A 23,062-nucleotide genomic window follows, 5' to 3' on the forward strand; every position below is an offset into this window, starting at 1 on the left:
GGAGCCCTTTCCCACATGACGAGCAGCACCGAGACCACCGCCACCACCCCGCAGGTTGCGGTCAACGACATCGGTAACGAGGAAGCCTTCCTCGCCGCGATCGACGAGACGATCAAGTACTTCAACGACGGCGACATCGTCGACGGCGTCATCGTGAAGGTCGACCGGGACGAGGTCCTGCTCGACATCGGTTACAAGACCGAAGGTGTCATCCCGAGCCGCGAGCTCTCGATCAAGCACGACGTCGACCCGAACGAGGTCGTCGCCGTCGGTGACGAGATCGAGGCCCTGGTCCTCCAGAAGGAGGACAAGGAAGGCCGCCTGATCCTCTCGAAGAAGCGCGCCCAGTACGAGCGCGCCTGGGGCACCATCGAGAAGATCAAGGAAGAGGACGGCATCGTCACCGGTACCGTCATCGAGGTCGTCAAGGGTGGTCTCATCCTCGACATCGGCCTCCGTGGCTTCCTGCCGGCCTCCCTCGTCGAGATGCGCCGTGTCCGCGACCTCCAGCCCTACGTGGGCAAGGAGCTCGAGGCCAAGATCATCGAGCTGGACAAGAACCGCAACAACGTGGTCCTGTCCCGCCGCGCCTGGCTGGAGCAGACCCAGTCCGAGGTCCGCCAGACGTTCCTCACGACCCTCCAGAAGGGTCAGGTCCGCTCCGGTGTGGTCTCCTCGATCGTCAACTTCGGTGCCTTCGTGGACCTGGGTGGCGTCGACGGTCTGGTCCACGTCTCCGAGCTCTCCTGGAAGCACATCGACCACCCCTCCGAGGTCGTCGAGGTCGGCCAGGAGGTCACCGTCGAGGTCCTCGACGTCGACATGGACCGCGAGCGTGTCTCCCTGTCGCTGAAGGCGACCCAGGAAGACCCGTGGCAGCAGTTCGCCCGCACCCACCAGATCGGCCAGGTCGTGCCCGGCAAGGTCACGAAGCTGGTTCCGTTCGGTGCGTTCGTCCGCGTGGACGAGGGCATCGAGGGTCTGGTCCACATCTCCGAGCTGGCCGAGCGCCACGTGGAGATCCCGGAGCAGGTCGTCCAGGTCAACGACGAGATCTTCGTCAAGGTCATCGACATCGACCTCGAGCGCCGTCGCATCAGCCTCTCGCTGAAGCAGGCCAACGAGTCCTTCGGTGCCGACCCGGCCTCGGTCGAGTTCGACCCGACCCTGTACGGCATGGCCGCGTCCTACGACGACCAGGGCAACTACATCTACCCCGAGGGCTTCGACCCCGAGACCAACGACTGGCTTGAGGGCTACGAGAAGCAGCGCGAGGAGTGGGAGCGCCAGTACGCCGAGGCGCAGACCCGCTTCGAGCAGCACCAGCAGCAGGTCATCAAGTCCCGCGAGGCCGACGCGGCTGCAGCCGCCGAGGGCGGGGACGCCGCGGGTGCCGCTCCGGTCGCGGGTGGCGGTTCGTACTCCTCCGAGGGTGCGGACACCTCCGGTGCGCTGGCCTCGGACGAGGCGCTGGCCGCGCTGCGCGAGAAGCTGGCCGGGGGCCAGAGCTGAGCTCCCCCAGAGGGGGCACCCCCAGCCGCTGAGGCTTAGCCGTTGAGGCTGAGGGGCCGTACCTTTTGAGGTACGGCCCCTCGGTGTTTTTTGGGGCGCCTGTTGTGTTCTGGGTGCGGATGAGTTGTGGCTTGTCGCGCCCGCGCGGCGGAGCCACATATCGATACAGTCCCGCGCCCCTTAGGGGCGCCTGCAGGTCGGCCGGCTCCTAGGACGTGACCGGGATGTTGGTCAGGCCCTTGCCTGCTGTCACGGTGTTGGAGTCGTAGACCGTTGTCGTGCAGGTCGGCTTGTAGTTGGCGGCGTTGATGGCCAGTTGGGTGTCTCCCGTGGCGCCCGTCAGGTCTGAGCTGTTGTTCCGGAACACCGTGCCGCAGCCCCAGCCGGAGCGTTGGGTGTGGGTCTGGTAGCCGTCGTTCGTGGTGTTCGCGCCGGTGTTGTCCTGGACGAGGACGTCGTTGCCCTTCACGTCGACCCAGGAGTCGTCGTAGTTCGCGTCGGTCAGCCCGCTGCCGTCGAAGACGTTGCCGATGATCTGCGCGCCGGTGGTTCCCTCCTTGATGTCGACGTTCTCGCCGCCGACGTCCGGCCCGATGGTGTTGTCGAGGATCCGCACGTTGTCGCTGCGGTCCGAGAGCGTGTTGGCCGTGCCCACGTAGACGCCCTCGCCCATGCCCCTGCCGTCGTTCCCGGTGTCGTAGATCGTCGAGTTCTCGATCACGCCGTCCGTGCTGGACTTGCGGAAGTGCACCCCCTCCATGTCCAGGCCGTGCACCGTCACGCCGTCGATCACGACCCCCGTGGCCGTGTCGATCACGATCCCCTTCTGGCCGCCGGTCACGGTCAGGCCGCTGACCGTCCAGTAGGAGGCGCCGTCGAGATGCAGGCCGTAGCCGCCGCCCGCGGTGAGTACGGCCCTGGGGGAGCCGGTGAGCGTGATGCGGGCGCCTGACGTGGCCGGCGTCGTCGCCTTGAAGTTGCCGGTGTAAGTCCCGTCGGCGAGGTGGATCGTGTCCCCGGGCCGCGCGTCGCCGAGCGCGGTCTTGAGCTGCGCGGCCGTGGAGACCTCGATGGTCGCGGAGGGGGACCTGGTGGGGGAGGCGGAGGCCGGGGCGGTGCTGGCCAGGAGGAGGAGGCCACCGGTGGCGGTGGCGAGCAGGGAGGTGAGCAGCGGGCGCTGACGCATGGGGGGTGCCTTCCTGTCGTGTTCCTTCGTGACTCCGTCAGGACTTCGCGCGGATGCAAGCGTTCATGAACCTGTATCTCGATCGTGTATGTGAACGCGTTCCTGGTGAAGGTACGGACCAGGTGACGAGGCGTCAAGGTGTGCCGCGCGAGATGCCTGATCAGAGGCCCGGCCCGGGAATGCCCACGCTCCAGGGGGCGTTGTCGAGTACGGACAAGAGGAGGAGCGGTCACTGTGCTTGATCCGCAGGGTTTGTACACGTGGGAGCCGAAGGGGCTGGCCGTCGTCGACATGGCGCTCGCCCAGGAGTCGGCCGGCCTTGTCATGCTCTACCACTTCGACGGATACATCGACGCGGGGGAGACCGGCGACCAGATCGTCGAGCGGCTCCTCGACGCGCATCCCCACCAGCTCGTGGCCCGCTTCGACCACGACCGGCTCGTGGACTACCGGGCCCGCCGGCCCCTGCTGACGTTCAAGCGGGACCGCTGGACCGAGTACGAGGTGCCGGCCATCGAGGTCCGCATCGTCCAGGACACCACCGGCGCGCCCTTCCTGCTGCTGTCCGGTCCCGAGCCGGACGTGGAGTGGGAGCGCTTCGCGGCCGCCGTGGGGCAGATCGTCGAGCGGCTCGGCGTCCGCCTGTCCGTGAACTTCCACGGCATCCCCATGGGGGTCCCGCACACCCGCCCCGTCGGCCTCACCCCGCACGGCAACCGGACCGACCTCGTTCCCGGTCACCGCAGCCCGTTCGACGAGGCGCAGGTGCCCGGCAGCGCCGAGTCGCTGCTGGAGTACCGCCTGCTGGAGGCGGGGCACGACGTGCTCGGTGTCGCCGCACACGTTCCGCACTACATCGCGCGTTCGCCGTACCCCGACGCGGCGCTCACCGTCCTGGAGGCCGTCACCGGCGCCACCGGCCTGGTCCTCCCCGGCGTCGCGCACGCGCTGCGCACGGACGCACACCGCACGCAGACGGAGATCGACCGGCAGATCCGGGAGGGCGACGAGGAGCTCACCGCACTCGTCCAGGGCCTGGAGCACCAGTACGACGCGGCGGCGGGCGCCGAGAGCCGTGGCAACATGCTCGCCGAGCCGGTCGACATCCCCTCCGCGGACGAGATCGGCCGCGAGTTCGAACGCTTCCTGGCGGAGCGGGAGGGCGAGGGCTGATCAGCGCCGCCGGAAGGCGCCCCACTCGGCAGCCGGCGAAGCACCTATGCTTCGGCTCATGCTGAAAGTGGGCCTGACCGGCGGAATCGGCGCCGGCAAGAGCGAGGTGTCCCGGCTGCTGGTGGAGCACGGCGCCGTACTGATCGACGCGGACCGCATCGCGCGTGAGGTCGTCGCTCCCGGCACGCCCGGCCTCGCGGCCGTCGTCGAGGCCTTCGGCACGGACGTCCTGACCGCCGACGGCAGCCTGGACCGGCCGCGGCTCGGCTCGATCGTCTTCGCCGACCCCGGGAGACTGGCCGTCCTCAACTCGATCGTGCACCCCCTCGTGGGCGCCCGCTCCGGCGAACTGGAGAGCGCCGCCGCCGAGGACGCCGTGGTCGTGCACGACGTCCCGCTGCTCACGGAGAACGGGCTGGCGCCGCTGTACGACGTCGTGGTCGTCGTCGACGCGAGCCCCGAGACCCAGCTGGACCGGCTGGTACGGCTGCGCGGGATGACCGAGGACGACGCACGCGCGCGTATGGCCGCGCAGGCGACCCGTGAACAGCGCCTGCGGATCGCGGACATCGTGATCGACAACGACGTACCGCTGGACGCCCTGCACAAGCGCGTCGGCGAGGTCTGGGACGACCTCACGCGCCGGGCACGCGAGTCCCGGTGACCCGCGCCCGGAGGTCCGGCACGGAATAGCGGCCCGGTGGTACGGCGTTGAACCACTTCAGAGAGGGAAGGACTTCGCCGTGCCCGAGACCAGCGGTTCCAGCGGACAGACCCCGGAGACGCATGTCATCGACTACCGCGCCGCCGAGCACCTGCTCAGCGCACGGGACCCCCGGGGAGCGGTGAAGCTGCTCGACGGGGTCATCGCCGCGCATCCGGAGAACACGGCCGCGCGTCTGCTCCGCGCGCGTGCCTTCTTCGCGGCGGCGCAACTGCGACCGGCGGAGCTGGAGTTCACGATCGTCCTGGAGCGCGAGCCGGACAACGCCTTCGCGCACTTCGCGCTCGCCCGCACCTATGAGCGGCAGGGCCGCCCCGACCAGGCCAAACGGCACTTCCGGCTGGCCGCGGCGCTGGACCCGAACCCCGAGTACCTGAAGGCGGCCCGGTTCGACTCCTGACGTCCCCGGACCGTCCTCGCCCTTCCCCCCTGCCCCGCAGGTCGACTACGGGTGAGCGCGTGGGCCCTGTGGGCGGGCGAGAGGTGTCACGGATGCCCGTGGCGCGGTGGCCGGCCGAACGGCCGCCTGTTCCGGTACGGCCGTCTCGGCCCGTATCGCAGGTCGCCGTCCACCGGCCGGTACGGCGGGATGTCCGGGCCGGGCTGGTAGTGCGGGCCCTGCCGGCGGTGCCGGACGATCAAGGCCAGGTCGATGGTGGCCACGAGCCACAGCGCCCCGCAGGCGGCCGCCCAGCCGGTGCGCCCGGCGAACGCGAACGCCGCCGTACCGAAGATCGCCCAGGCGACCCCCCACAGGCTCAGCCAGAACCGCGCCCGCAGTGCGCTGCGCGCGGTCGCCGGTTCACTGCCTGTACGCATCCGGATCATCACTCCCACTTGCAACGTACTCTTCGACGGGGACGTTCACCAACGACGGCCAGGCGCCCGAAGGGGCTCCCGAGAGGGCCCGGCAGATGCCGAACGACCTGGGAGACGCCGAGGGGGCCGGATCGACGCCGCGCGGACGTCCCCGCCAGGGAAACCGCGCACCTAGGGGGACCGCGCTGTGCTGCCGGACGCCGACGACCTGCCCGAACTGCTTCTCGATCTCAGTGTGCCGCACGAGGACATCAACGAACTCGTCGGGCTGCGGCGCACCCTCGCCGGGGACCCGGGCGCACTGAGACTCCTCCACGCGTGCGTGACGGAGCTGCTGGAAGAACCGGCGGAGACGGGCCGCACGCCCGATCTCGGCGACCTGTTCGCGGCGTCGCCCGCCGCACTGGGCGGTTCCTTCGCCGTCTTCGTCTTCGTCGCCGCCCTCCCGCACACCCTCGCTCTCCACCGGCGACGTGGCATCCCGGCCGAGGTCTCCCGCCGCACCCTGGCGGACCTGGGCCGGAACCTGACGGTGTACCGCCGACGGCACGGAGTGATCGGGCTGCACCACAAACGCTGGCTCGTCCGGCACTTCCGCGGCGAGCTGTTCCAGCTGGGCCGGCTGCAGTTCGAGCGGGCGCGGCTCGGACAGCGCGGCTCCACGGCGATCGCGGCGGCCGGCCTGGACGCGGCCCCGGGCATGCCCTGCCTGAACCTCCACATCCCCGACTTCCTCGGTCCCCTGACCCCGTCGGCCTGCGACCGTTCGCTGGACCTGGCCCGGGACTTCTTCGGCCGGCACTTCCCCGAGGAACGCGTCGAGACCGCCCTGTGCCATTCCTGGCTGCTGGACCCGCAGTTGAAGCGCTACCTGCCGGCCGAGTCCAACATCGTCCGCTTCCAGGAACGGTTCCGGCCCGCACGGGAGGACAACGAACGCGCCGACACCGAGCCCGTCCGGTTCGTCTTCGGGGATCCGGACCTGCCGGTGGCGGAGTTGCCGCGGCGCACCTCGGTGGAGCGGGCGGTCGGGGACCATCTGCGGGCGGGCGGCCACTGGCACATCGGACACGGATGGTTCCCGCTGGAGCTCGAATGACTCGAACGAGTGAACTGGCGGTGGGCGGGAACGGGCGGGCGGCGCCGGGCCGTTGTTCGGTCGACGGGACTAAAAGGCGGGAGCACGAGAGGGGGAGGACAAGCGATGCGTGAGGGATACGAGGGCACGGGACCCGGCGTGATCACCCCGGACGGCTGCGCGGTGGAGCTGTACGAACGGCTGCCGGTGGGCGACGAACCGGACATCATCGCCGCGGCGGTACCGGCCGGTGCGCACATCCTGGAACTGGGCAGCGGAGTGGGACGGGTGACCCATCCGCTGCTGGAGCGGGGGTTCACGGTCACCGCCGTGGACGAGTCGGCCGAGATGCTCGCCCGTGTCCGTGGCGCGCGCACCGTGTGCGGCCCGATCGAGGAACTGGACCTGGCCGAGAGGTTCGACGTGGTGATGCTCGCGTCGTTCCTCGTCCACGCCGGCGACATCGACGTGCGCCGGGGGCTGTTGCGCACCTGCGCCCGCCATGTGGCCAAGGGCGGCTATGTCCTCATCCAGCGGGAGGGCGAGGACTACCACACGGACCTGCCGAGAGTGCGCGTCGACCCGAGAGGCTTCACCGTGCGGATCGTCTCGGCGGAGCCGGTCGGCGACGGTGTGAACTCGGTCCGCGCCGAGTACGAGTTCCCGGACGCGGCCTGGACGCAGACGTTCCTGTCGAGACCCCTGTCCAAGGACGACTTCGAAGCAGCCCTGGCGGAAGCGGGACTGGAGGTGGACACGGATCTGACACCGGACGGGGTGTGGGTGAGGGCGGTGCCCCGAAATTCCTGAGACGGGGGGACCGTTCACCGATGAGTTCCCGGGCGTGGCCGGGTCCATCTCTGTGACAGCGAGCGAGAGCACCTCGCACACGTCACACAGCAGACCAGGAGCCTTCCATGTCCGAGACCACCGTCCCCGTAGTCCCCACCGCGCCGTCCGCCGCGAACGCTCCCTCCAGCCGGTCGGACCACGCCACCCGCTCTGCTGCCTCCGGGGCAGGGAGGCGTCGTGCAGGACGGGTCGCGCTCCGCTCCGTACAGGTGCTGCTCGCGCTGTTCTTCGGTCTGGCGAGCGCGCTGCCCAAGCTGATCGCACACCCCTCGGCCGTCGAGTCCTTCGACCGGATGGGCTGGGGCAGCGCGGGCATGTACACCATCGGCCTGCTCGAACTGGCCGGTGCGGTCGCCCTGTTGGTGCCGGTCCTGCAGTCGGTGGCGGCGACGGCGCTGAGCGCGCTGATGGTGGGCGCGTTCATCGTCCAGCTCACCGTCTTCGACGGGCAGAACGCGGCCACGCCGCTGGTCCTGATCGTTCCGCTCGCGCTGATCGCCTGGGCCCGGCGCGGTCACAACGCGGCCCTGCCGGCCCTCCTGCGCCGGACGGCAGGCCGGGCGCGACCGGCGCGATCCGCGTGACCTGTGCGATCCGCGTGACCGCACGGGAGACCGCCGGGCAGGGGCCGGCCGGGCCCCCGCGCCCGGCCGGCATCGCCCGGCGGTCTGCCGGGCAGGGGCCGGGCGGGACGCGAGTTCGTACCAGGCATTCGTAGCGGCAGGCGTCGTAGCGGCAGGCGTCGTTAGGCCGGGCCCAGGCCCTCCCCGGGGGCTACGGGCCCGTTCCTACAGGCACGTGCCGTCGGACGGAGGTTCGGCCGGCCCTCCCCCAGGGACTACCGGCCGGTTCGGCCGCCGCCCTGTCTCCTGGGCCGGCCGGCGCCCCGGGATTCGATGGGGCCGCCGGGCTCGCCGGGGCCACCCGGTCCGGCGGGCCCTCCGAGCCCACGGAGGCGTTCCATCTCGCGGCGGTCCCGCTTGGTGGGGCGGCCGGTGCCACGGTCGCGCAGGCCGGCGGGGGCAACGGCCTCGCGCGGCGGGGGAGGAGGGGAGTTGTCGACGTAGCACTGGACGGCGACCGGGGCACCGACCCGCTTGCGGATGAGGCGCTTGACGATCACGATCCGTTCCCGGCCCTCGTTCCGGAGCCGCACCTCGTCGCCGACGCGGACCGAGTAGGCGGGCTTCACGCGCTCGCCGTTCACGTGGACGTGTCCACCGCGGCAGGCTGCGGCGCCCAGGGAGCGGGTCTTGATCAGACGTACGGCCCAGATCCAGCTGTCGATCCGCACGGTCTCGCCCTGGGCCGGACCGGCGGCCTCGGCGGCGGCCACCGCGGCGGCGACCTTGGGGTCGACCGTGGGGTGGACACCTTGCTCGCCGCCGGTGCCCTCGGCGCTGCCACCACCGGCCGCAGCCTGGCCGGCACCCCGGTCCGCCGGTCCGCCGGTCCCGGGGTTCACGTTCCCACCCGCATCCTCCGTAGCCATGGCCCCGACCCTAACGCGCCGGGCCGGACCAGTGGGCCGGGCCGGCCGGGCATACGGTGGGCCTATGCACGACGACAGCGCTGGCCTGGCGCGGCTCGACCGGCGGGTCGCGGACTGCAGGGCCTGTCCGCGGCTCGTCGCCTGGCGGGAGGAGGTCGCCCGGACCAAGCGGGCCGCGTTCACCGACTGGACCTACTGGGGGCGGCCGGTGCCGGGATTCGGGGCGGCCGATGCCCGGCTGGTGATCATCGGGCTCGCCCCCGCGGCGCACGGCGGGAACCGCACCGGCCGCATGTTCACCGGTGACCGTTCGGGAGACGTGCTCTACCAGGCGCTGTACGACGTGGGCCTCGCCTCACAGCCCACCTCCGTCAGTGCCGACGACGGCCTGGAGCTGCACGGCGTCCGGGTCACCGCACCGGTGCACTGCGCGCCGCCCGCCAACAAGCCGACACCAGGGGAGCGCGACACCTGCCGCCCCTGGCTGGTCCAGGAACTCAAGCTGCTGCGCCCGACCCTCAAGGCAGCTGTCGTGCTCGGAGCCTTCGGCTGGCAGGCGGCGCTGCCCGCGTTCGCCGAGGCAGGCTGGACGGTGCCCAGGCCCCGGCCCGCGTTCGGGCACGGCACCCGGGTCGCCCTCGATGGCCTGGACCTCTTCGGCTGCTTCCACGTCAGCCAGCGCAACACCTTCACCGGCCGCCTGACCACCGAGATGCTGCGCGAGGTGCTGCGCACGGCAGCGGACGCGGCCGGCCTGCCGTAACCGGCCGCCGCGCGCCCCGAGCCGCCTCACGAAAACCCCGCCCGCGCCATTCGGGGGCGAGGTACCGCACCTTGGAATTCGCACCCCCTGGGATGTCACATCCGCGCATCCCCGACTCGTCCTCAATGACAGAAGCGAGAGAAGGGAAACGTGAGGATGAAATCCGTCATCGTGTGCGCCTCCGTGTCGCACGGCAACACGCGCCGTGTCGCCGACAGCATGGCCCGGGTGCTCGACGCCGAGGTCGTCTCCCCGGAACAGGCCGACCCGGCCGAACTGGCCGTAGCGGACCTAGTGGGATTCGGCTCGGGTGTCTTCTACGGCAGGCTGCACCCCAGCCTGACCGACCTGGTCAGGGCGCTGCCTGCCGGCACGGGCCGGGCGTTCGTGTTCGCCACCAGCGGGCTTCCCGAGCTGCCGCCGGCGCCGTTCACCCGTCCCGTGGTCCGGCTCCTGCGAGCCAAGGGCTTCTCGGTGGACGGCAGTTACACGTGCCGCGCGTTCGACACCTGGGCGCCGTTCAAAATCGTCGGCGGGATCCGCAAGCAACGGCCGAACCCCGGTGACCTGGCCGCCGCGCGGGCCTTCGCCGAACGGCTGCGGGACGGCCGGGGACCGGAGGCCTGATCGACCGGCGCCGGGGGTGTTTGCGCGGCGGACGGGACTGGAATGACAACGTCACTGCGCCCGAGCCGAGTTGGGCTAGTGTGGCTGGCTCAGTCCTCGTACCAGGGCCGGGACAGCGCGGTCCGGGCCGTCACCTCGGGGGAGAAACCATGGATCCCACTCTGCTCACCCTGGCCGGCGAAGCCGGCACGGCGGTGGTCACCCTCGCCGTCACGGAGGCCTGGCAGCAGGCGCGGGACGGCATCGTCACGGTCTGGCGCAGGTACCGCCCGCAAGCCGCGGACGAGGTCGGTGAGGAGCTGGAGACTTCGCGCCGCGCCCTCCTGGCCGCCGCGGCCGACGGCGACGACAACGACGCGGCGGCCGCCGGTCAGCGCATCGCCGACGCCTGGCAGCTGCGCCTCGCGGCCCTCCTCGCCGACCACCCCGGCGCCGCCGACGACCTGCGCACCCTCCTGGCCGCGCTGGACCCGGGCCCCGCCCGGCAGAACGTCCGGGGCGACGTCCGGCTCCAGGCGCGGGCGTCCGGCAGCGCCCGGATCTACCAGTCCATGGGTGACCAGCACATCACCGAACGATGAGCGCTCCGGACGAACCGGGCACGGAGGTCGGGAAACGGTCCGAACTCTGGGGCAGCGCGTCCGAGGAGGGGCGCGTCTACCAGGCCAGGGGCAGCCAGTTCATCACCAACCTGCACGTGTACGGCTGGGACGACGGCCCCGGCGACTCACTGGCCCGGGCCGTGGCCCGCGGCGACGCCCTGGAGTACATGCAGGGACGCGTCAACCACCTGATCCGCGGGCTCCGCACGACACAGGCCGAGTGGCAGGCCCGTCTCACCGAGTTGGAGGAGAGGGCGGAGCGCGCGCGGACCGAGGGGCGCGAACAGGCCCTCGCCGAGGTGCAGGAGCAACTGCAGGCCGCGGAACTGCGGGTCATCAAGGCGCAGCAGATGATGCGCGAGGCCGTCCAGGAGCGCGAACACACCGAGGCGCTGCTGGCGCAGGCCCAGGAGGAACTGGCCCGGCGGCGGCGTGCCGAGGAACAGCGGCGGCTGGAGGAGGAACGGGACCGCAACGAGCCGGACGCGGTCGCCGTCCCCGAGGAGGAGCCCTGGGACCCGGCGGAGCCGGCCGAGGAGAACGAGCAGTACGACGAGTTCCTGGAGCGGGTCGAAGCGGAACTCGGCGCCGTGCGCGACGATCTGCGCCTCCTGGGCGAGGGACTGCAGGGTGCCGACGGCGGGCCGGCCGAGAAGGACGTGCTCGCGGGCGAGTGGGTGCGCAAGCCGGTGGAGACGGACGAGGCGGCTCCGGCCGGCGAAGGGGCGACGGGGACGGGGACGGACGAGCCCAGCACCGGTACGGTGCACTCCGGCGGGGGCGCGGCAGGCGCGGGGCCGTCGGGCACCGGCAAGCCCGACCGGCAGCGGGCGCCCAGACCCGGGCCGCCCCGTCCCCTGCGGATCGGTGTCGTGTGCACGATCGTGGTCGCCCTGCAGCCCTGGGTGCCGCTGCTCGTCGTCACGTCGAACCGGGTGGCGTACGCGTCGCACCAGGCCATCTGGCAGAAGGCGGCGTTCACGGTCGTGACGATCCTGCTCGGCGCGGTGCTGCTCCTGGTCACCCTCGTCATCGCGTTCGCCGTCGTGGCCCTGACGCTGGAACGGAACCGGGAGGAGACTCCCGCCTTCTGGGGACTGGGGCTGTGCGTCGCCGCCGCGCTCGCCGGGCTGATCACCGCCTTCTGGTCCCCGCTCGCCTGGCCCGGCCCGGCCGGTGAGTGGGCGCACGGGATCGCGGCTCTCGGAGGCCTCGGATAGCCGCCCGGCGAGGCATGTCCCGGCAGGCCGCCGTTCACCGCCGCGCCGGTGCGAGCACGCGCCGTCCGCGTTGTGTTCATAACGAAGGCGGGCTCCCCGGCACCTTTCACCTCGCCGAAACGTGAACGTGCGGTCCGGTACGGGAACGCGCCGTATCGTGGCCTGACACCTGACACCTGACACCTGACACCTGACACCTGACACCTGACACCTGCGCCCTGACGCCCCGGTCACTGTCGTCCGAAGGCGAGGCGAGCGCCGCCCCGTTTCCCAGGCCTCGCCCAACCCCTGCCCCGCCCCCGCCCTCGCCCTCGTACGAACAGGAGTTCCGTGTCGCGCCCCGTCGTGCCTCCCTGGCTCGCTCACGCTCTGCGTGCCCAGCGCGGGCCCGTGTACTGGAGTGCCGTGTCGCGCGGTGCGCTGGCCGTGGGCCCGCTGGCGCTCGCCGGGGTGGCGAGTGGCCGTGTCGCCGCAGGTGTCGTGGCCGCCATCGGCGCGATGCTCGGCGGGGTCAACGACCGGCCCGGCAGCCGGCGGGCATCGGTCCAGAACCTCGGGGTGCCGGGGCTGGCGGGGGCACTCGGGCTGGCCGTCGGGACGTACGGCGGACAGGGCCTGGCCGCCGTACCGCTGACGCTGCTGCTCACCCTGCTCGGGCTGGTCGTCGGCGCCGTCAGTGCCGTCGGGCCCGTCGCGTCCGCCGCCGGTTCGCAGCTGCTCGTCATGGCCGCCGTCGGCGCGGGCATGCAACTCCCGGAGACCGGCTGGCAGTCGGCGCTCGCCTTCCTCGCCGGCACCGGCTGGCTGCTGGCGCTGCGCCTGCTGCTGCCCACGCCGGGCTCGCTCGCCGGGGACTTCCGGTTCGACGGGGAACGCGAGGCGGTGGCCGACGTGTACGACGCCGTCGCCGGCCTGCTCGACGCGGTCGGCGGCGACACCGCCCTGACCCGGCGGGCCGCGCTCACCGCCGCCCTCGATCACGCCCAGGACGCCCTCGCCGGACCCCGGATCCGGCGCTTCGCCAGTTCCGCCGCCGAGCGCAGGCTGCACGCCCAGTTCGCCGCCGCACTGCCCCTCGCCGAAGCGGCCACCGCGCTGGCCTGGGCCGGAAAGCCCGTCTCCGCGCGGGCGGCGCAAGGGCCCCGGCGGCTCGCGGCCGCCGTGCGCGGCAACACCGGCGCGGGACCGCTGCCGGCGCCGGTCCGGGCCGCTCCCGCGCTGCGCGCCCTGGACGACGCCCTGCTGCGGGCCGCCGAGGTGTTCGACCGGATGGACGAGGGGCAGGGCCTGTACCGCAGGCGCCGTAGCGTGCGGGCCGCCGTCCGGGCCGTGTCCGGCCCCGGCGGGCGGGAGTACGGGATGCGGGTCGCCCTCTGCTTCGGCGCCGGCGCGGCCATCGCCCAGGCGCTGCACCACGCCCACTGGGACGGGCACCACCCGCACTGGTACTGGCTGCCCATGACCATCGTCTTCCTGGTCAAGCCCGACCTCGGACCGCTCGCCTCCCGCGTGTTGTCCCGGGCCGCCGGCACGGTGCTGGGTGCACTGGTGTTCGCCTCCTGCGCCGCGCTGCTGCCCCGGCCGGCCGGACTCCTCGTCCTCGTGACAGTCTGCGGGGCGCTCGTCCCAGTCGCCACGCGGCACTTCGCGGCCGTGACGGCCGTCGTCACCGTCCTCGTCCTCGCCCTGATCATGGTGACCGGCGAGCCGCAGGCCTCCGCCGGCCGCATCGGAGAGACCCTGCTGGCCTGTGCGATCGTCCTCGTCGTCGGGCATCTGCCGATGCCGGGGGAGCGGGGCGGAGGGGTGCGGTCGCGGCTCGCCGTGGCGCAGGACGCAGCGCACGCCTACCTCGTCCACGTCCTCGGCGAGTCCGGCGACCGCGCCGAGCGGTGGGCGCTGCGCCGCGAGGCGTACCGCACCCTCGCCGAGGCCCGCACGGCCATCACGCTCTCGGCCGCCGAACTGCCCGCCCTCGCCCGGCACACCGAGGGCACGGACGCGGTCGCGGCCGTACTGGAACGGCTCGTCGACACGACGACCGCCTGCGCCGTCCATCTGGATGTGACCGGCCGACTCACCCCACGGCACGTCCGGCAACTGCACGAGGCGCTGGAGGAGTTGGAGGCGGGTCGACAGCGGATCACGGCGCCCGCCCGGCCCGCCGCACTTTAGACCGCCGGTGTCGTACGGGTGGCAGCGGACCAATGGTCACGATCCGTGCGTGATACGGCACATACGGTCGATCATTGGGACCGATCATGTCCGGTTCGCGTCGCAAAGTGAGCGGAGCTTCACCGTCCGCGCCGAACGGGTGTCGACAATGTCTCAGTACCGCCACTGAGCGAGCCGTTTCCCCTCTCCGGAGCGTTAACTCCTACAGGTACGACGCTTCTGGAGGTGCAGGATGGTGAACGGGCGAACGGTGCTCGAACGCTTTCCCGCCGGCGGCCCGCGCGGCTCCTGGCCCGCTGAGGAGTTCGCCCACGCGCGACGTCTGGAGGGCCTGCCGGCCGAAGTGGTCATGGACCTCGCGACGGACGCCTTCCTGGTGATCGTCCGGGGCGCCGCCGAGGCCGTGGAGTGACCTGTGCGAGCCCGGACCGCTGATCAGGCGGAGACCGCTCGCGACCAGTCGGGGGTCGTGCCCGTCACCCGGCACAGGGACAGGTAGAGCGGGATCGGCGGGGTGTAGGGGATCGTGCCCTCGGGGCGGTGGATGAGGCGGGCCGTGGCGGGCACGGGGGCGCCGGGCGCGTAGTGGGCCGGGGCCGGCCAGGGCAGGGCGTAGTCGGAGTCCGACGGGACGATCCACCACCAGTGCGCGCCATCGGCGTACACGCACCCCACGCGCGGCAGCCGCGGTACGACCAGTGGACCGAGGCGGTCGGGTACGGCCACCGCGTCGCAGCCCAGCGGAGCGGTCATGCCGTCGGGAACCGGCAGCCTTCGCACCCCGTCCGGCGTCTGCTGCCGGCGGCGCAACCGCACCAGCGTGCCCAGCCCGAGCGGCTGACCCGAGCCGAGCCCGTTCACGGCCGCCCCCACCCTCCGCGCTGCTCCCAGGGGCCCTCGTGCCGGGCCTTCGCGCGCTCCGCCCGCTCCTCCTCGCCCGAGCCGCCGTGCGAAGGGGCCGGCTTCGGGCGGGCACCCCAGCCCAGGTCGTTGCGCGGCTCGGCGGTTCCCCGGACCGCGTCGGTCTGGCGGGCCAGTTCGGCCCAGACCAGCAGCCCGGGGCCGCGTTCCTGCGCACCCCAGGACTCACACAGGGCGTCGACGAGGAGCAACCCCCTCCCTTGCTCCTCCTCGGGCCGCTGCGCCGCCGGCCGCGGCTGACCGGGGGCACAGCCCTCGTCGTGCACGGCTATGCGGACCGTGTCGTCGTGGTCGTGCAGCTCGCACACCACCCGGCTGCTCGCCGTGTGCACGATCGCGTTCGTCACCAGCTCGGATATGACGAGCGCCGCGGTGTCACAGGTGTCCGCGCATACCGACCAGCCGGTCAGCCGAGCTCGCGCCAGCCGTCTAGCCTGTGCGGGGGAACCCGGATGTGCGGCCAACTCGAAGCGGAACCGGCGCTCGGCAGCGCCCCCACCTGGGGTTGCCGCCCTTGCGGCACCGAGACCGGGACGGTCTGCGGCAGCGTCTGTTCCTAAGGGCGCGGACGGAATCACGTTTGCCACTATCTCCCCGCCGTGAACACTTGGCAAGTGTCACTCTGAAAAATGCAGAGTGCGGGGTGATGCGGTAAGGGGGCGTGGCACACTGCTCGCAACAGCATGTTGAGCGGCGCCAGTTGGGATCATCGACGATCAACCGATCATCGAATGAATCTTCGAATGGCGCCGCAGGGCTGTCAGGATCGATGTGTGGAGGTGGGAGCGTGAGCGAACCGCGGTCCGCGCCGACGGTGGGCCAGGTGGTTCTCGGCCGGCGCCTGCTGGACCTGCGGGAGCGCGCCGGGCTGAAACGGGAGGAAGCCGCACGCATCCTCCGCGTCGCCCCCGCCACCGTCCGCCGCATGGAGATGGCCGAGGTCTCCTTCAAAATCCCCTATCTGCAACTCCTGTTGAAGGCCTACGGCATCCCCGACGACGAGGCCGAACTCTTCGTCCAGCTCGCCGACGAGGCCAACAAGCCCGGCTGGTGGCAGCGGTTCCACGACATCCTGCCGGGCTGGTTCTCGATGTACGTCAGCCTGGAGGGCGCGGCCGCCCTCATCCGCTCCTACGAACCGCACTTCGTCCCCGGCCTGTTGCAGACCGAGGACTACGCGCGCGGAGTGCTCAGGTCCGGCGCCGTCGGCCAGACCAGCCCCGAGGACATCGAGCGCCACGTCGCCCTGCGCATGCAGCGCCAGGACCTGCTCACGCGAACCGACGCACCCCGGTTCTGGGCGGTGCTGGACGAGACCGTGCTGCGCCGGCCGGTCGGCGGCCCGGAGGTGATGCGCGCCCAGGTCGACAAACTGCTCGACGCCACGAGGCTGCCCAACGTGACGCTCCAGATCGCCCCGTTCGCGAGCGGTCCGCACCCGGGGACGTACGGGCCCTTCGTGCTGTTCCGATTCGCCATGTCAGAACTGCCGGACATGGTCTACAGCGAGTACCTGACCGGCGCCGTCTACCTGGACGCGCGCTCCGAGGTGGCGACCCACCTGGAGGTCATGGACCGCATGGCGGCGCAGGCCGCGACGGCACAACGCACGAAGGAGATCCTCCGGGATCTCCGCAAGGAGCTGTGAATGGATCGCATCAATCCCCGCGGTCGCGTCTACAACGGCATGCCCGCACGGGAGTTGGGCACCGAGGGCTGGCACAAACCCTGGAGCGGCGGCAACGGCGGAAACTGCCTGGAGGCGATGAAGCTGGCCGACGGCCGGATCGCCGTACGGCAGTCGACCGACCCCGACGGGCCCGCGCTGATCTACACCACCGACGAGATGACCGCGTTCATCGAGGGCGCCAAGGCGGGGGAGGCGGACTTCCTGCTGTCCTGAATGCGTTGACCTCCTGTTCTGTTGCTCTGCTGAACGTGCTGTGCTTGTAATTGATCATGTGACCTGGTGCTAGACCGTCATCGGGCGGTCGTACGCCGATATCGGGGCCGGCAGCCGTGCGCTGCCCGTCAGATAGTGGTCGACGGCCGCCGCCACGGCCCGGCCCTCCGCGATCGCCCAGACGATGAGCGACTGGCCGCGTGCCGCGTCGCCCGCGGCGAACACCCCGGGAACGCCGGTCGTGAAGTCGGCGCCCCGGGCGATCGTGCCGCGCGGCTCCAGCGTGAGGCCGAGCTGGTCGACGAGGCCGTCCGCCCGGTCGGGCCCGGAGAAGCCGAGCGCGAGCAGCACGAGGTCGGCGGGCAGGCTCCGGCCGCTGTCCGGCACCGCCCGGCGGCGCGCGTCGACCTCGACCAGGTGCAGCGCCCGCACATGGCCTTTGGTGTCCCCGTCGAAGCGGAGCGTGGAGGCCGCGAACAGCCGCGCGTCCGCGTCCGCCGCCGGCGCCGTCCGCAGATCCCGCGCCTCCTCGTGAGCGGCCGACAGCCGGTACAGCTTCGGATACGTCGGCCATGGTTCCGTGTCCTCGTCCCGCTCCGCACCCGGCTGCGCGTAGATGTCCAGCTGCGTCACCGACGCGGCTCCCTCCCGCACCGCCGTCCCCAGGCAGTCCGCGCCCGTGTCCCCACCGCCGACGATGACGACATGCCGGCCGGCCGCGGACAGCGGTGAGACCTCCAGGTCCCCCTCGCAGACCCGGTTGGCCAACGGGAGGTACTGCATCGCCTGATGTACGCCGTCCAGCTCGCGCCCGGGCACCGGGAGTTCCCGCCACGCGGTCGCCCCGGTGGCGATCACCACCGCGTCGTAGCGCGTGCGCAGATCCGTCGCCGGGACGTCCCGACCGACCGTCGTCGACGTACGGAACCTCGTCCCCTCGGCCCGCATCTGCTCGATCCGTCGTTCCAGGTGCCGCCGCTCCATCTTGAACGCGGGAATGCCGTACCGCATCAGCCCGCCGATCCGGTCGTCCCGCTCGTACACGGCGACCGTGTGCCCCGCCCGCGTCAGCTGCTGCGCCGCCGCGAGCCCGGTCGGCCCCGAACCGACCACCGCCACCGTCTTCCCACTGAGCCGCTCCGGCGGCCGCGGGGGCGCGAAGCCCTCCTCCCAGGCCCGGTCGGCGATGGCGCACTCGACGTTCTTGATGGTGACCGCCGGCTGGTTGATCGCGAGCACACACCCCGCCTCGCACGGCGCCGGGCACAACCGGCCGGTGAACTCGGGGAAGTTGTTCGTCGCGTGCAGCCGTTCGCTCGCCGCCCGCCAGTCCTCGCGGGAGACCAGGTCGTTCCACTCGGGGATCAGATTGCCCAGCGGACAGGCGTCGTGGCAGAACGGCACCCCGCAGTCCATGCAGCGGTCGGCCTGCTTGCTGACGATGGGCAGCAGCGCCCCGGGGACGTAGACCTCGTCCCAGTCCCGCACCCGCTCCCCGACGGGCCGCCGCGGCCACTCCTCGCGCGGCGTCGTCATGAACCCCTTGGGATCGGCCATGGTCGTCTTCCTCGCGTCCGCACACCAGGGGCACCCGGTGTACGACGGGCCGTGCGTCCTGCGAGCCGCACTCCTTTCGCCACGATACGTCCGCACCCCTGCCCTCGCCCCCGCAGAGCGGCGACCGCCGGCCGCTGTGCGGCGAGGACCAGCGAGGGAGGGGGCTCGGCGGGAGCGGGTCAGGTGAGGGCCAGGACATAGGAAACGGTGGCCGCCGCCGCTGCCGTCATGCGCACGTGATTCCAGAACGTCCACTGCCGTATGTACGCCGGCCAGTACTCGGCCGCCTCCGGGGACCCGGGGGGCCAGGCCGGCGAGCCGGTCGTTGCGCGGCACGTTCGCGGTCACCGTGACCACGAACGAACCGAACAGATACAGCGCACTGCCCCCTAGCAGCGCCGCCTTCCCCTCGCCCGGCCACACCACGAACGTCACCACGGCGATCATCACGGACACCACCGCCGTGCCGAGGAACACGCCCATGAAGGCCGGCCGCGGGGCGACCCGGTTGACCGAGTTCATCGCGGCGACGCCCTGCGCGGGCGGCAGCCCGGCCAGCCCGCTCATCACCAGCGTCGAGAACGCGCAGAACACCCCGGCCATCACCCCGGTCGTCAGCACGCCGACCACGACCAGCGCGAAGTACGGTCCGCCGATCACGCTCCCCACCTCGACCCCGCGCGCCGTGGTCCGGCCGTCCGGCCCGGATCCCCCGTGTCAGCCCACATCCGCCGCCTCCTCCCACTCCCGCACCACATCCCACACCGCCGCCGCGATCCGCCGCCGCGCCTCATGCCTCTCCACCCCGCTCATCAGCAACTGGTCGTACGGCGTGTCCACATGCCGCACGGACGCCACCACCGCGGAGATCACCGCCTCCCGCGACAGCGCCCGCCCCGCCGCGCTGCGCCCCACCCGTCCACTGCCCCGCACCGACGCGTGGGTCGCGATGGCTACGGCCCGGTCGGCCGGGCAGCCGGGCAGCAGCCGCAGGATCTCCGCTGCGAACGCCGCCGTGAACCGCTCGTCCTCCACCGCCCGGCGCCTCGCGTCCCGCGCCCGCCGCCGGCGCCGTACCTCGGCATCCGCGAGACACCGCGCCTCGGCCCGGGCCAGCGCGGCCTCCTCCACCAGCACGCCCTGCCGTTCGTACCGGCCTTTGCGCCGGTTGAACCGCACCACTACGGCGGACAGCGTGCTCTCCTCCCGCGACCTGCGGGTCAACGCGGTGTCCCCGCGCGGTAGGAACACCAGATGCCCGAGATCCGCGCAGTCGAGGCACCGCGGCGCGCCCTGCTCCAGGACGAGCAGCGGCAACGGCCCCCGCCGGCACCCGCGGCACCGGGTGTGCCTGAGCGGCCGCACGACCACAAGTCCGCCGAAGGAGCGAGAAATCACCGACCCTGCCATACGCGCTTCATTCCCCGCGTCCCTCGCCGCCTCCCGTCCCGCCGCTCTCCTCTCTCCGCGCCCGACCGGCGAGGCATCATGGGCCCTGTGCGACTCGAAGCGATCACCTGGGAGCGGCTCGGTGGGCTGCTCGCCGACCGGCTGACCGGCCTGAGCCCGGCCGACGGCGGCGACTGGCTGCGCGTCGGCGTCGACGGGGCCCCGGCCGCCCGCCCCCAGGACCTCGCCGAGCGCGTCGGGGAGGCGCTGCGCGTACGAGGGCGGCCCTCGCTCATCGTCGGCACCGAAGGTTTCCTGCGCCCCGCCTCGCTCCGGCTGGAGCACGGCCGACGCGACGCGGAGTCGTACTACGGCGGCTGGTTCGACACCGGCGCCCTGTGGCGCGAGGTCTTCGGACCGCTCGACCCCGGAGGGGACGGCCGCGTCCTGTCCGACCTCTGGGACCCGGCCACCGACCGCGCCACCCGCAGCCCCTACGTCCAACTCCCGCCCGGCGGAATCCTGCTGGTGCACGGCCCCCTCCTGCTGCGCCACTGGTTCCCCTTCGACCTGACCGTCCACCTCCTCCTCTCCCCGGGCGCCCTGCGCCGCCGCACGCCCGACGCCGAGCACTGGACGCTCCCCGCCTTCGAGCGCTACGACACCGAGACCGACCCGGCCGGCACGGCCGACGTCCTCGTCCGCGCCGACGACCCCCGCCACCCCGCCTGGAGCGGCTGACCGGCGCCGGCCGTGACAAGTGCCGGCTGTGAAGAGCGCCGGCCGTGAAGAGTGCCGGCCGTGATCAGCGCCGGTTGTGATCAGAGCCAGCCGTTGCGCCGGAAGCCCCGGTACAGCACCAGGCACGCCCCTGCTATCACGGCTATGACGAGGGGGTAGCCGAACCGCCAGTGCAACTCCGGCATGTGGTCGAAGTTCATGCCGTACACCCCGCACACCATCGTCGGCACGGCGATCACCGCGGCCCAGGCCGTGATCTTCCGCATGTCCTCGTTCTGCGCGACCGTCACCTGCGCGAGATGCGCCTGCAGAATGGAGTTCAGGAGTTCGTCGAACGCGGCGATCTGCTCCTTGGCCCTCATCAGATGGTCGAGGACGTCCCGGAAGTAGGCCTGTATCTCCGGGTCGACCACTCGGATGGGCCGGGTCGCCAGGTCCTCCACGGGACGGGCCAGCGGCACCACCGCCCGCTTCAGCTCCAGCAGTTCCCGCTTCATCTGGTAGATGCGCCCCGGGTCCGTCCGCGCACCGCTCTCGGAGAACACCTCCGTCTCGACCTGGTCGATGTCGGCCTGCACCGCGTCCGTGACGTGCAGGTAGTCGTCGACGACGTGGTCCGCTATCGCGTGCAGCACCGCCGCCGGCCCCTTCGCGAGCTGCTGCGGGTCCGACTCCAGCTCCTCACGCAGCGGGCCCAGGGAGCCGTGCCGCCCGTGCCGTACCGTGATGACGAAGTCCGCGCCCGTGAACACCATGATCTCCCCGGTGTTCACCACCTCGCTCGTCGCGGTCAGTTGCTCGTGCTCCACGTAGCAGACGGTCTTGAACACCGCGAACAGCGTCTCGCCGTACCGCTCCAGCTTGGGCCGCTGATGGGCCTCGACCGCGTCCTCCACGGCCAGTGGATGCAGGTCGAACAGCTCGGCGACGCCCGCGAACTCACCGTCCGTCGGCTCGTGCAGTCCCAGCCAGACGAAGCCCTCGCCGCTCTTGCGCACCATCCGGACCGCGTCCACCAGGTCCGCGCAGCCGGGGACCCGCCGGCCGTCCTGGTACATCACGCAGTTCACCACGGAGGAGCCCAGCGGCGACCGGGCGGGATGGCTCAGGTCCACGCGCGGCCGCCGCCGGGCCAGCCGCGCCACCTTGCGCAGGCCGCCGACCCTGCTCAGCCCCGTGACCTTGCGCAGATTCCCCGCCATTGACATCTCTGTCTCCCCTGGATCTCCTCGTGTGCATCCCCTCGCACCACGCTTCCGCGTCGTGGACCGCCAGTGTGCCAGCCAGGGCCGATCCGTGTGCGGGCCTGTGGGAACAGGAGATTCCGCTTTGTTCCCGCCTGTGGACAGAGAGCCGACCGGCCGGGTGCGCGGAGCGCTGAGATGATTCCGCCATGACGCCATCCGACGGTTATCTCCTCGACAACCAGCAGGCCGAGGCGGCAGAACGCTTCGAAGCCTTCGCCCACCTCTTCGACCCCACGACCTTCCGGCACATCGAAGGCCTGGGCGCGGTGACCGGCTGGCGTTGCTGGGAGGTCGGGGCCGGCGGCACTTCCGTGGTGTCCTGGCTCGCCCAGCGGGTCGGACCCACCGGGCAGGTCGTCGCCACCGACATCGACACCTCACGGCTCGTGGCGGCCGCCCGCCCGCCGGTCGAGGTGCGCGTCCACGACGTGAGCGCCGAGGAACCGCCGGGGGAGGGGTTCGATCTGGTGCACGCCCGGCTCGTCCTCGTCCATGTGCCGGACCGGGAAAGAGCCTTGAGGTCCATGGTCGAGGCGCTGCGGCCCGGCGGATGGCTGCTCGTCGAGGATGCCGACCCGGCCCTGCAGCCGCTGACCTGCCCCGACGAGTACGGTCCGGAGCAGCGGCTCGCCAACCGGCTGCGGCAGGGCTTCCGCAGCCTGCTCGCCGAGCGCGGCGCCGACCTGGCCTACGGCCGCAGGCTCCCGCGACTGCTGCGCGAGGCGGGGCTGCTTGAGGTCCACGCCGACGCCTACTTCCCCATGACCTCTCCCGCCTGCACCGCCCTGGAGTCCGCCACCGTCCGGCAGATTCGCGACCGGCTGGTGGCCGTCGGACTGGCCACCGACCAGGAGATCGACCGGCACCTGGCCAACGTCGAGTCCGGCGGCATGGACCTGACCACCGCGCCGATGATCTCCGCCTGGGGGCGCAAGGCCTGAGCCGACCCGTGGGGAAGACCTGCTGAACCGCCCGGCTGAACCGCCCGGCTGAACCGCCAGGCCGAACCGCCCGGCCGGGCGACGGGATGGGACGACCGGTCGGGGCGCACCCGCCTCGTGGCGGCCCCCGAGTTACGGCC

25 protein-coding genes and 1 pseudogene are annotated in these 23,062 nt (G+C 72.0%); 17 read left to right on the forward strand and 9 right to left on the reverse strand.

Annotation, left to right across the window (positions count from 1 at the left end):
* Positions 1-15: 15 nt before the first annotated feature.
* Positions 16-1,512, forward strand: a complete 1,497-nt coding sequence (gene rpsA, locus DBP14_RS27030; protein WP_079312486.1) for a 30S ribosomal protein S1 — start codon at positions 16-18, stop codon at positions 1,510-1,512.
* Between the two features lie 208 nt (positions 1,513-1,720).
* Here rpsA and DBP14_RS27035 read toward each other — a convergent pair whose 3' ends face one another.
* Positions 1,721-2,698 carry a right-handed parallel beta-helix repeat-containing protein gene (locus DBP14_RS27035; protein ID WP_129309707.1) on the reverse strand — a complete coding sequence of 326 codons (978 nt, stop codon included), beginning with the start codon at positions 2,696-2,698 and terminating at the stop codon, positions 1,721-1,723.
* A 234-nt stretch (positions 2,699-2,932) separates the two neighbouring features.
* Between DBP14_RS27035 and DBP14_RS27040 the strand changes: the two genes are divergently transcribed.
* The 3 genes from DBP14_RS27040 to DBP14_RS27050 all read left to right on the forward strand — a co-directional run bounded on the left by DBP14_RS27040 (position 2,933) and on the right by DBP14_RS27050 (position 4,995).
* The gene (locus DBP14_RS27040; protein WP_129309708.1) at positions 2,933-3,871 is read left to right on the forward strand and encodes a PAC2 family protein; all 939 of its coding nucleotides are present in this window, start codon (positions 2,933-2,935) and stop codon (positions 3,869-3,871) included.
* Between the two features lie 58 nt (positions 3,872-3,929).
* The gene (gene coaE, locus DBP14_RS27045; RefSeq protein ID WP_129309709.1) at positions 3,930-4,535 is read left to right on the forward strand and encodes a dephospho-CoA kinase; all 606 of its coding nucleotides are present in this window, start codon (positions 3,930-3,932) and stop codon (positions 4,533-4,535) included.
* Positions 4,536-4,614: 79 nt separating this feature from the next.
* Complete coding sequence (locus tag DBP14_RS27050) at positions 4,615-4,995, forward strand: tetratricopeptide repeat protein (protein ID WP_129309710.1); 381 nt, start codon at positions 4,615-4,617, stop codon at positions 4,993-4,995.
* 86 nt (positions 4,996-5,081) lie between these two features.
* Here the strand turns inward: DBP14_RS27050 and DBP14_RS27055 are convergent, their stop codons facing one another.
* Positions 5,082-5,414 carry a DUF6343 family protein gene (locus DBP14_RS27055; RefSeq protein ID WP_241741045.1) on the reverse strand — a complete coding sequence of 111 codons (333 nt, stop codon included), beginning with the start codon at positions 5,412-5,414 and terminating at the stop codon, positions 5,082-5,084.
* Between the two features lie 187 nt (positions 5,415-5,601).
* Between DBP14_RS27055 and DBP14_RS27060 the strand changes: the two genes are divergently transcribed.
* From DBP14_RS27060 to DBP14_RS27070, 3 genes are all read left to right on the forward strand, one after another.
* Positions 5,602-6,513, forward strand: coding sequence for an acyltransferase domain-containing protein (locus DBP14_RS27060; protein ID WP_129309711.1), 912 nt, complete (start codon positions 5,602-5,604; stop codon positions 6,511-6,513).
* Positions 6,514-6,618: 105 nt separating this feature from the next.
* A complete protein-coding gene (locus DBP14_RS27065; RefSeq protein ID WP_129309712.1) occupies positions 6,619-7,302 on the forward strand; it encodes a class I SAM-dependent methyltransferase in 684 nt (227 codons plus the stop codon).
* 107 nt (positions 7,303-7,409) lie between these two features.
* Positions 7,410-7,928: a DoxX family protein gene (locus DBP14_RS27070; RefSeq protein ID WP_129309713.1), complete on the forward strand. Its 519-nt coding sequence runs from the start codon at positions 7,410-7,412 to the stop codon at positions 7,926-7,928.
* Between the two features lie 254 nt (positions 7,929-8,182).
* On the opposite strand, the gene DBP14_RS27075 is transcribed toward DBP14_RS27070, so the two are convergent.
* Positions 8,183-8,836 (reverse strand): RNA-binding S4 domain-containing protein, encoded by a 654-nt coding sequence (locus DBP14_RS27075; RefSeq protein WP_129309714.1) that lies wholly within the window; start codon positions 8,834-8,836, stop codon positions 8,183-8,185.
* A gap of 64 nt (positions 8,837-8,900) precedes the next feature.
* Here DBP14_RS27075 and DBP14_RS27080 point away from each other — a divergent pair, with 64 nt between their 5' ends.
* The 6 genes from DBP14_RS27080 to DBP14_RS27105 all read left to right on the forward strand — a co-directional run bounded on the left by DBP14_RS27080 (position 8,901) and on the right by DBP14_RS27105 (position 14,635).
* Entirely contained in the window at positions 8,901-9,599 is a 699-nt protein-coding gene (locus DBP14_RS27080) for a uracil-DNA glycosylase (protein ID WP_129309715.1), read from the forward strand.
* A gap of 156 nt (positions 9,600-9,755) precedes the next feature.
* Positions 9,756-10,226 (forward strand): flavodoxin family protein, encoded by a 471-nt coding sequence (locus DBP14_RS27085; protein WP_129309716.1) that lies wholly within the window; start codon positions 9,756-9,758, stop codon positions 10,224-10,226.
* A 149-nt stretch (positions 10,227-10,375) separates the two neighbouring features.
* Entirely contained in the window at positions 10,376-10,807 is a 432-nt protein-coding gene (locus DBP14_RS27090; RefSeq protein ID WP_129309717.1) for a hypothetical protein, read from the forward strand.
* The gene (locus DBP14_RS27095) at positions 10,804-12,048 is read left to right on the forward strand and encodes a hypothetical protein (RefSeq protein ID WP_129309718.1); all 1,245 of its coding nucleotides are present in this window, start codon (positions 10,804-10,806) and stop codon (positions 12,046-12,048) included. The genes DBP14_RS27090 and DBP14_RS27095 overlap by 4 nt, the downstream gene beginning before the upstream one ends.
* 405 nt (positions 12,049-12,453) lie before the next feature.
* Complete coding sequence (locus tag DBP14_RS27100) at positions 12,454-14,223, forward strand: FUSC family protein (RefSeq protein ID WP_129309719.1); 1,770 nt, start codon at positions 12,454-12,456, stop codon at positions 14,221-14,223.
* Between the two features lie 232 nt (positions 14,224-14,455).
* On the forward strand, positions 14,456-14,635 hold the full coding sequence (locus DBP14_RS27105) for a hypothetical protein (protein ID WP_129309720.1): 180 nt from the start codon (positions 14,456-14,458) through the stop codon (positions 14,633-14,635).
* A gap of 23 nt (positions 14,636-14,658) precedes the next feature.
* Here the strand turns inward: DBP14_RS27105 and DBP14_RS27110 are convergent, their stop codons facing one another.
* Positions 14,659-15,084 carry a hypothetical protein gene (locus DBP14_RS27110; RefSeq protein ID WP_129309721.1) on the reverse strand — a complete coding sequence of 142 codons (426 nt, stop codon included), beginning with the start codon at positions 15,082-15,084 and terminating at the stop codon, positions 14,659-14,661.
* The gene (locus DBP14_RS27115; protein ID WP_129309722.1) at positions 15,081-15,731 is read right to left on the reverse strand and encodes an ATP-binding protein; all 651 of its coding nucleotides are present in this window, start codon (positions 15,729-15,731) and stop codon (positions 15,081-15,083) included. Before DBP14_RS27115 ends, DBP14_RS27110 begins: the two co-directional genes overlap by 4 nt.
* A gap of 200 nt (positions 15,732-15,931) precedes the next feature.
* Between DBP14_RS27115 and DBP14_RS27120 the strand changes: the two genes are divergently transcribed.
* Both DBP14_RS27120 and DBP14_RS27125 read left to right on the forward strand, forming a co-directional pair.
* Entirely contained in the window at positions 15,932-16,792 is an 861-nt protein-coding gene (locus tag DBP14_RS27120; protein WP_129309723.1) for a helix-turn-helix transcriptional regulator, read from the forward strand.
* Complete coding sequence (locus tag DBP14_RS27125; protein ID WP_129309724.1) at positions 16,793-17,047, forward strand: DUF397 domain-containing protein; 255 nt, start codon at positions 16,793-16,795, stop codon at positions 17,045-17,047.
* A gap of 69 nt (positions 17,048-17,116) precedes the next feature.
* Here DBP14_RS27125 and DBP14_RS27130 read toward each other — a convergent pair whose 3' ends face one another.
* From DBP14_RS27130 to DBP14_RS27140, 3 genes and pseudogenes are all read right to left on the reverse strand, one after another.
* The gene (locus DBP14_RS27130; RefSeq protein WP_129309725.1) at positions 17,117-18,604 is read right to left on the reverse strand and encodes a glutamate synthase subunit beta; all 1,488 of its coding nucleotides are present in this window, start codon (positions 18,602-18,604) and stop codon (positions 17,117-17,119) included.
* A 179-nt stretch (positions 18,605-18,783) separates the two neighbouring features.
* Positions 18,784-19,264: pseudogene (locus DBP14_RS27135) on the reverse strand (anthrone oxygenase family protein).
* Positions 19,265-19,321: 57 nt separating this feature from the next.
* On the reverse strand, positions 19,322-20,014 hold the full coding sequence (locus tag DBP14_RS27140; protein WP_129309726.1) for a DUF2293 domain-containing protein: 693 nt from the start codon (positions 20,012-20,014) through the stop codon (positions 19,322-19,324).
* A gap of 78 nt (positions 20,015-20,092) precedes the next feature.
* On the opposite strand from DBP14_RS27140, the gene DBP14_RS27145 reads away from it, so the two are divergent.
* Positions 20,093-20,734 carry a uridine kinase gene (locus tag DBP14_RS27145; RefSeq protein ID WP_206739364.1) on the forward strand — a complete coding sequence of 214 codons (642 nt, stop codon included), beginning with the start codon at positions 20,093-20,095 and terminating at the stop codon, positions 20,732-20,734.
* A gap of 80 nt (positions 20,735-20,814) precedes the next feature.
* On the opposite strand, the gene DBP14_RS27150 is transcribed toward DBP14_RS27145, so the two are convergent.
* On the reverse strand, positions 20,815-21,942 hold the full coding sequence (locus DBP14_RS27150) for a magnesium and cobalt transport protein CorA (protein ID WP_129309728.1): 1,128 nt from the start codon (positions 21,940-21,942) through the stop codon (positions 20,815-20,817).
* Between the two features lie 185 nt (positions 21,943-22,127).
* On the opposite strand from DBP14_RS27150, the gene DBP14_RS27155 reads away from it, so the two are divergent.
* Positions 22,128-22,922, forward strand: a complete 795-nt coding sequence (locus tag DBP14_RS27155; RefSeq protein ID WP_129309729.1) for a methyltransferase domain-containing protein — start codon at positions 22,128-22,130, stop codon at positions 22,920-22,922.
* Positions 22,923-23,062 lie beyond the last annotated feature (140 nt).

This window comes from Streptomyces sp. L2 (assembly GCF_004124325.1).
Taxonomy (GTDB): Bacteria; Actinomycetota; Actinomycetes; order Streptomycetales; family Streptomycetaceae; genus Streptomyces.

What these genes read in the sequence shown, in the direction of transcription:
- rpsA (WP_079312486.1), top strand. Translation starts at nt 16, where the DNA reads ATGACGAGCAGCACCGAGACCACCGCCACCACCCCGCAGGTTGCGGTC.
- DBP14_RS27035 (WP_129309707.1), bottom strand. Translation starts at nt 2,698, where the DNA reads ATGCGTCAGCGCCCGCTGCTCACCTCCCTGCTCGCCACCGCCACCGGT.
- coaE (WP_129309709.1), top strand. Translation starts at nt 3,930, where the DNA reads ATGCTGAAAGTGGGCCTGACCGGCGGAATCGGCGCCGGCAAGAGCGAG.
- DBP14_RS27055 (WP_241741045.1), bottom strand. Translation starts at nt 5,414, where the DNA reads ATGCGTACAGGCAGTGAACCGGCGACCGCGCGCAGCGCACTGCGGGCG.
- DBP14_RS27065 (WP_129309712.1), top strand. Translation starts at nt 6,619, where the DNA reads ATGCGTGAGGGATACGAGGGCACGGGACCCGGCGTGATCACCCCGGAC.
- DBP14_RS27070 (WP_129309713.1), top strand. Translation starts at nt 7,410, where the DNA reads ATGTCCGAGACCACCGTCCCCGTAGTCCCCACCGCGCCGTCCGCCGCG.
- DBP14_RS27075 (WP_129309714.1), bottom strand. Translation starts at nt 8,836, where the DNA reads ATGGCTACGGAGGATGCGGGTGGGAACGTGAACCCCGGGACCGGCGGA.
- DBP14_RS27080 (WP_129309715.1), top strand. Translation starts at nt 8,901, where the DNA reads ATGCACGACGACAGCGCTGGCCTGGCGCGGCTCGACCGGCGGGTCGCG.
- DBP14_RS27085 (WP_129309716.1), top strand. Translation starts at nt 9,756, where the DNA reads ATGAAATCCGTCATCGTGTGCGCCTCCGTGTCGCACGGCAACACGCGC.
- DBP14_RS27090 (WP_129309717.1), top strand. Translation starts at nt 10,376, where the DNA reads ATGGATCCCACTCTGCTCACCCTGGCCGGCGAAGCCGGCACGGCGGTG.
- DBP14_RS27095 (WP_129309718.1), top strand. Translation starts at nt 10,804, where the DNA reads ATGAGCGCTCCGGACGAACCGGGCACGGAGGTCGGGAAACGGTCCGAA.
- DBP14_RS27105 (WP_129309720.1), top strand. Translation starts at nt 14,456, where the DNA reads ATGGTGAACGGGCGAACGGTGCTCGAACGCTTTCCCGCCGGCGGCCCG.
- DBP14_RS27125 (WP_129309724.1), top strand. Translation starts at nt 16,793, where the DNA reads ATGGATCGCATCAATCCCCGCGGTCGCGTCTACAACGGCATGCCCGCA.
- DBP14_RS27130 (WP_129309725.1), bottom strand. Translation starts at nt 18,604, where the DNA reads ATGGCCGATCCCAAGGGGTTCATGACGACGCCGCGCGAGGAGTGGCCG.
- DBP14_RS27140 (WP_129309726.1), bottom strand. Translation starts at nt 20,014, where the DNA reads ATGGCAGGGTCGGTGATTTCTCGCTCCTTCGGCGGACTTGTGGTCGTG.
- DBP14_RS27145 (WP_206739364.1), top strand. Translation starts at nt 20,093, where the DNA reads ATGGGCCCTGTGCGACTCGAAGCGATCACCTGGGAGCGGCTCGGTGGG.
- DBP14_RS27150 (WP_129309728.1), bottom strand. Translation starts at nt 21,942, where the DNA reads ATGTCAATGGCGGGGAATCTGCGCAAGGTCACGGGGCTGAGCAGGGTC.
- DBP14_RS27155 (WP_129309729.1), top strand. Translation starts at nt 22,128, where the DNA reads ATGACGCCATCCGACGGTTATCTCCTCGACAACCAGCAGGCCGAGGCG.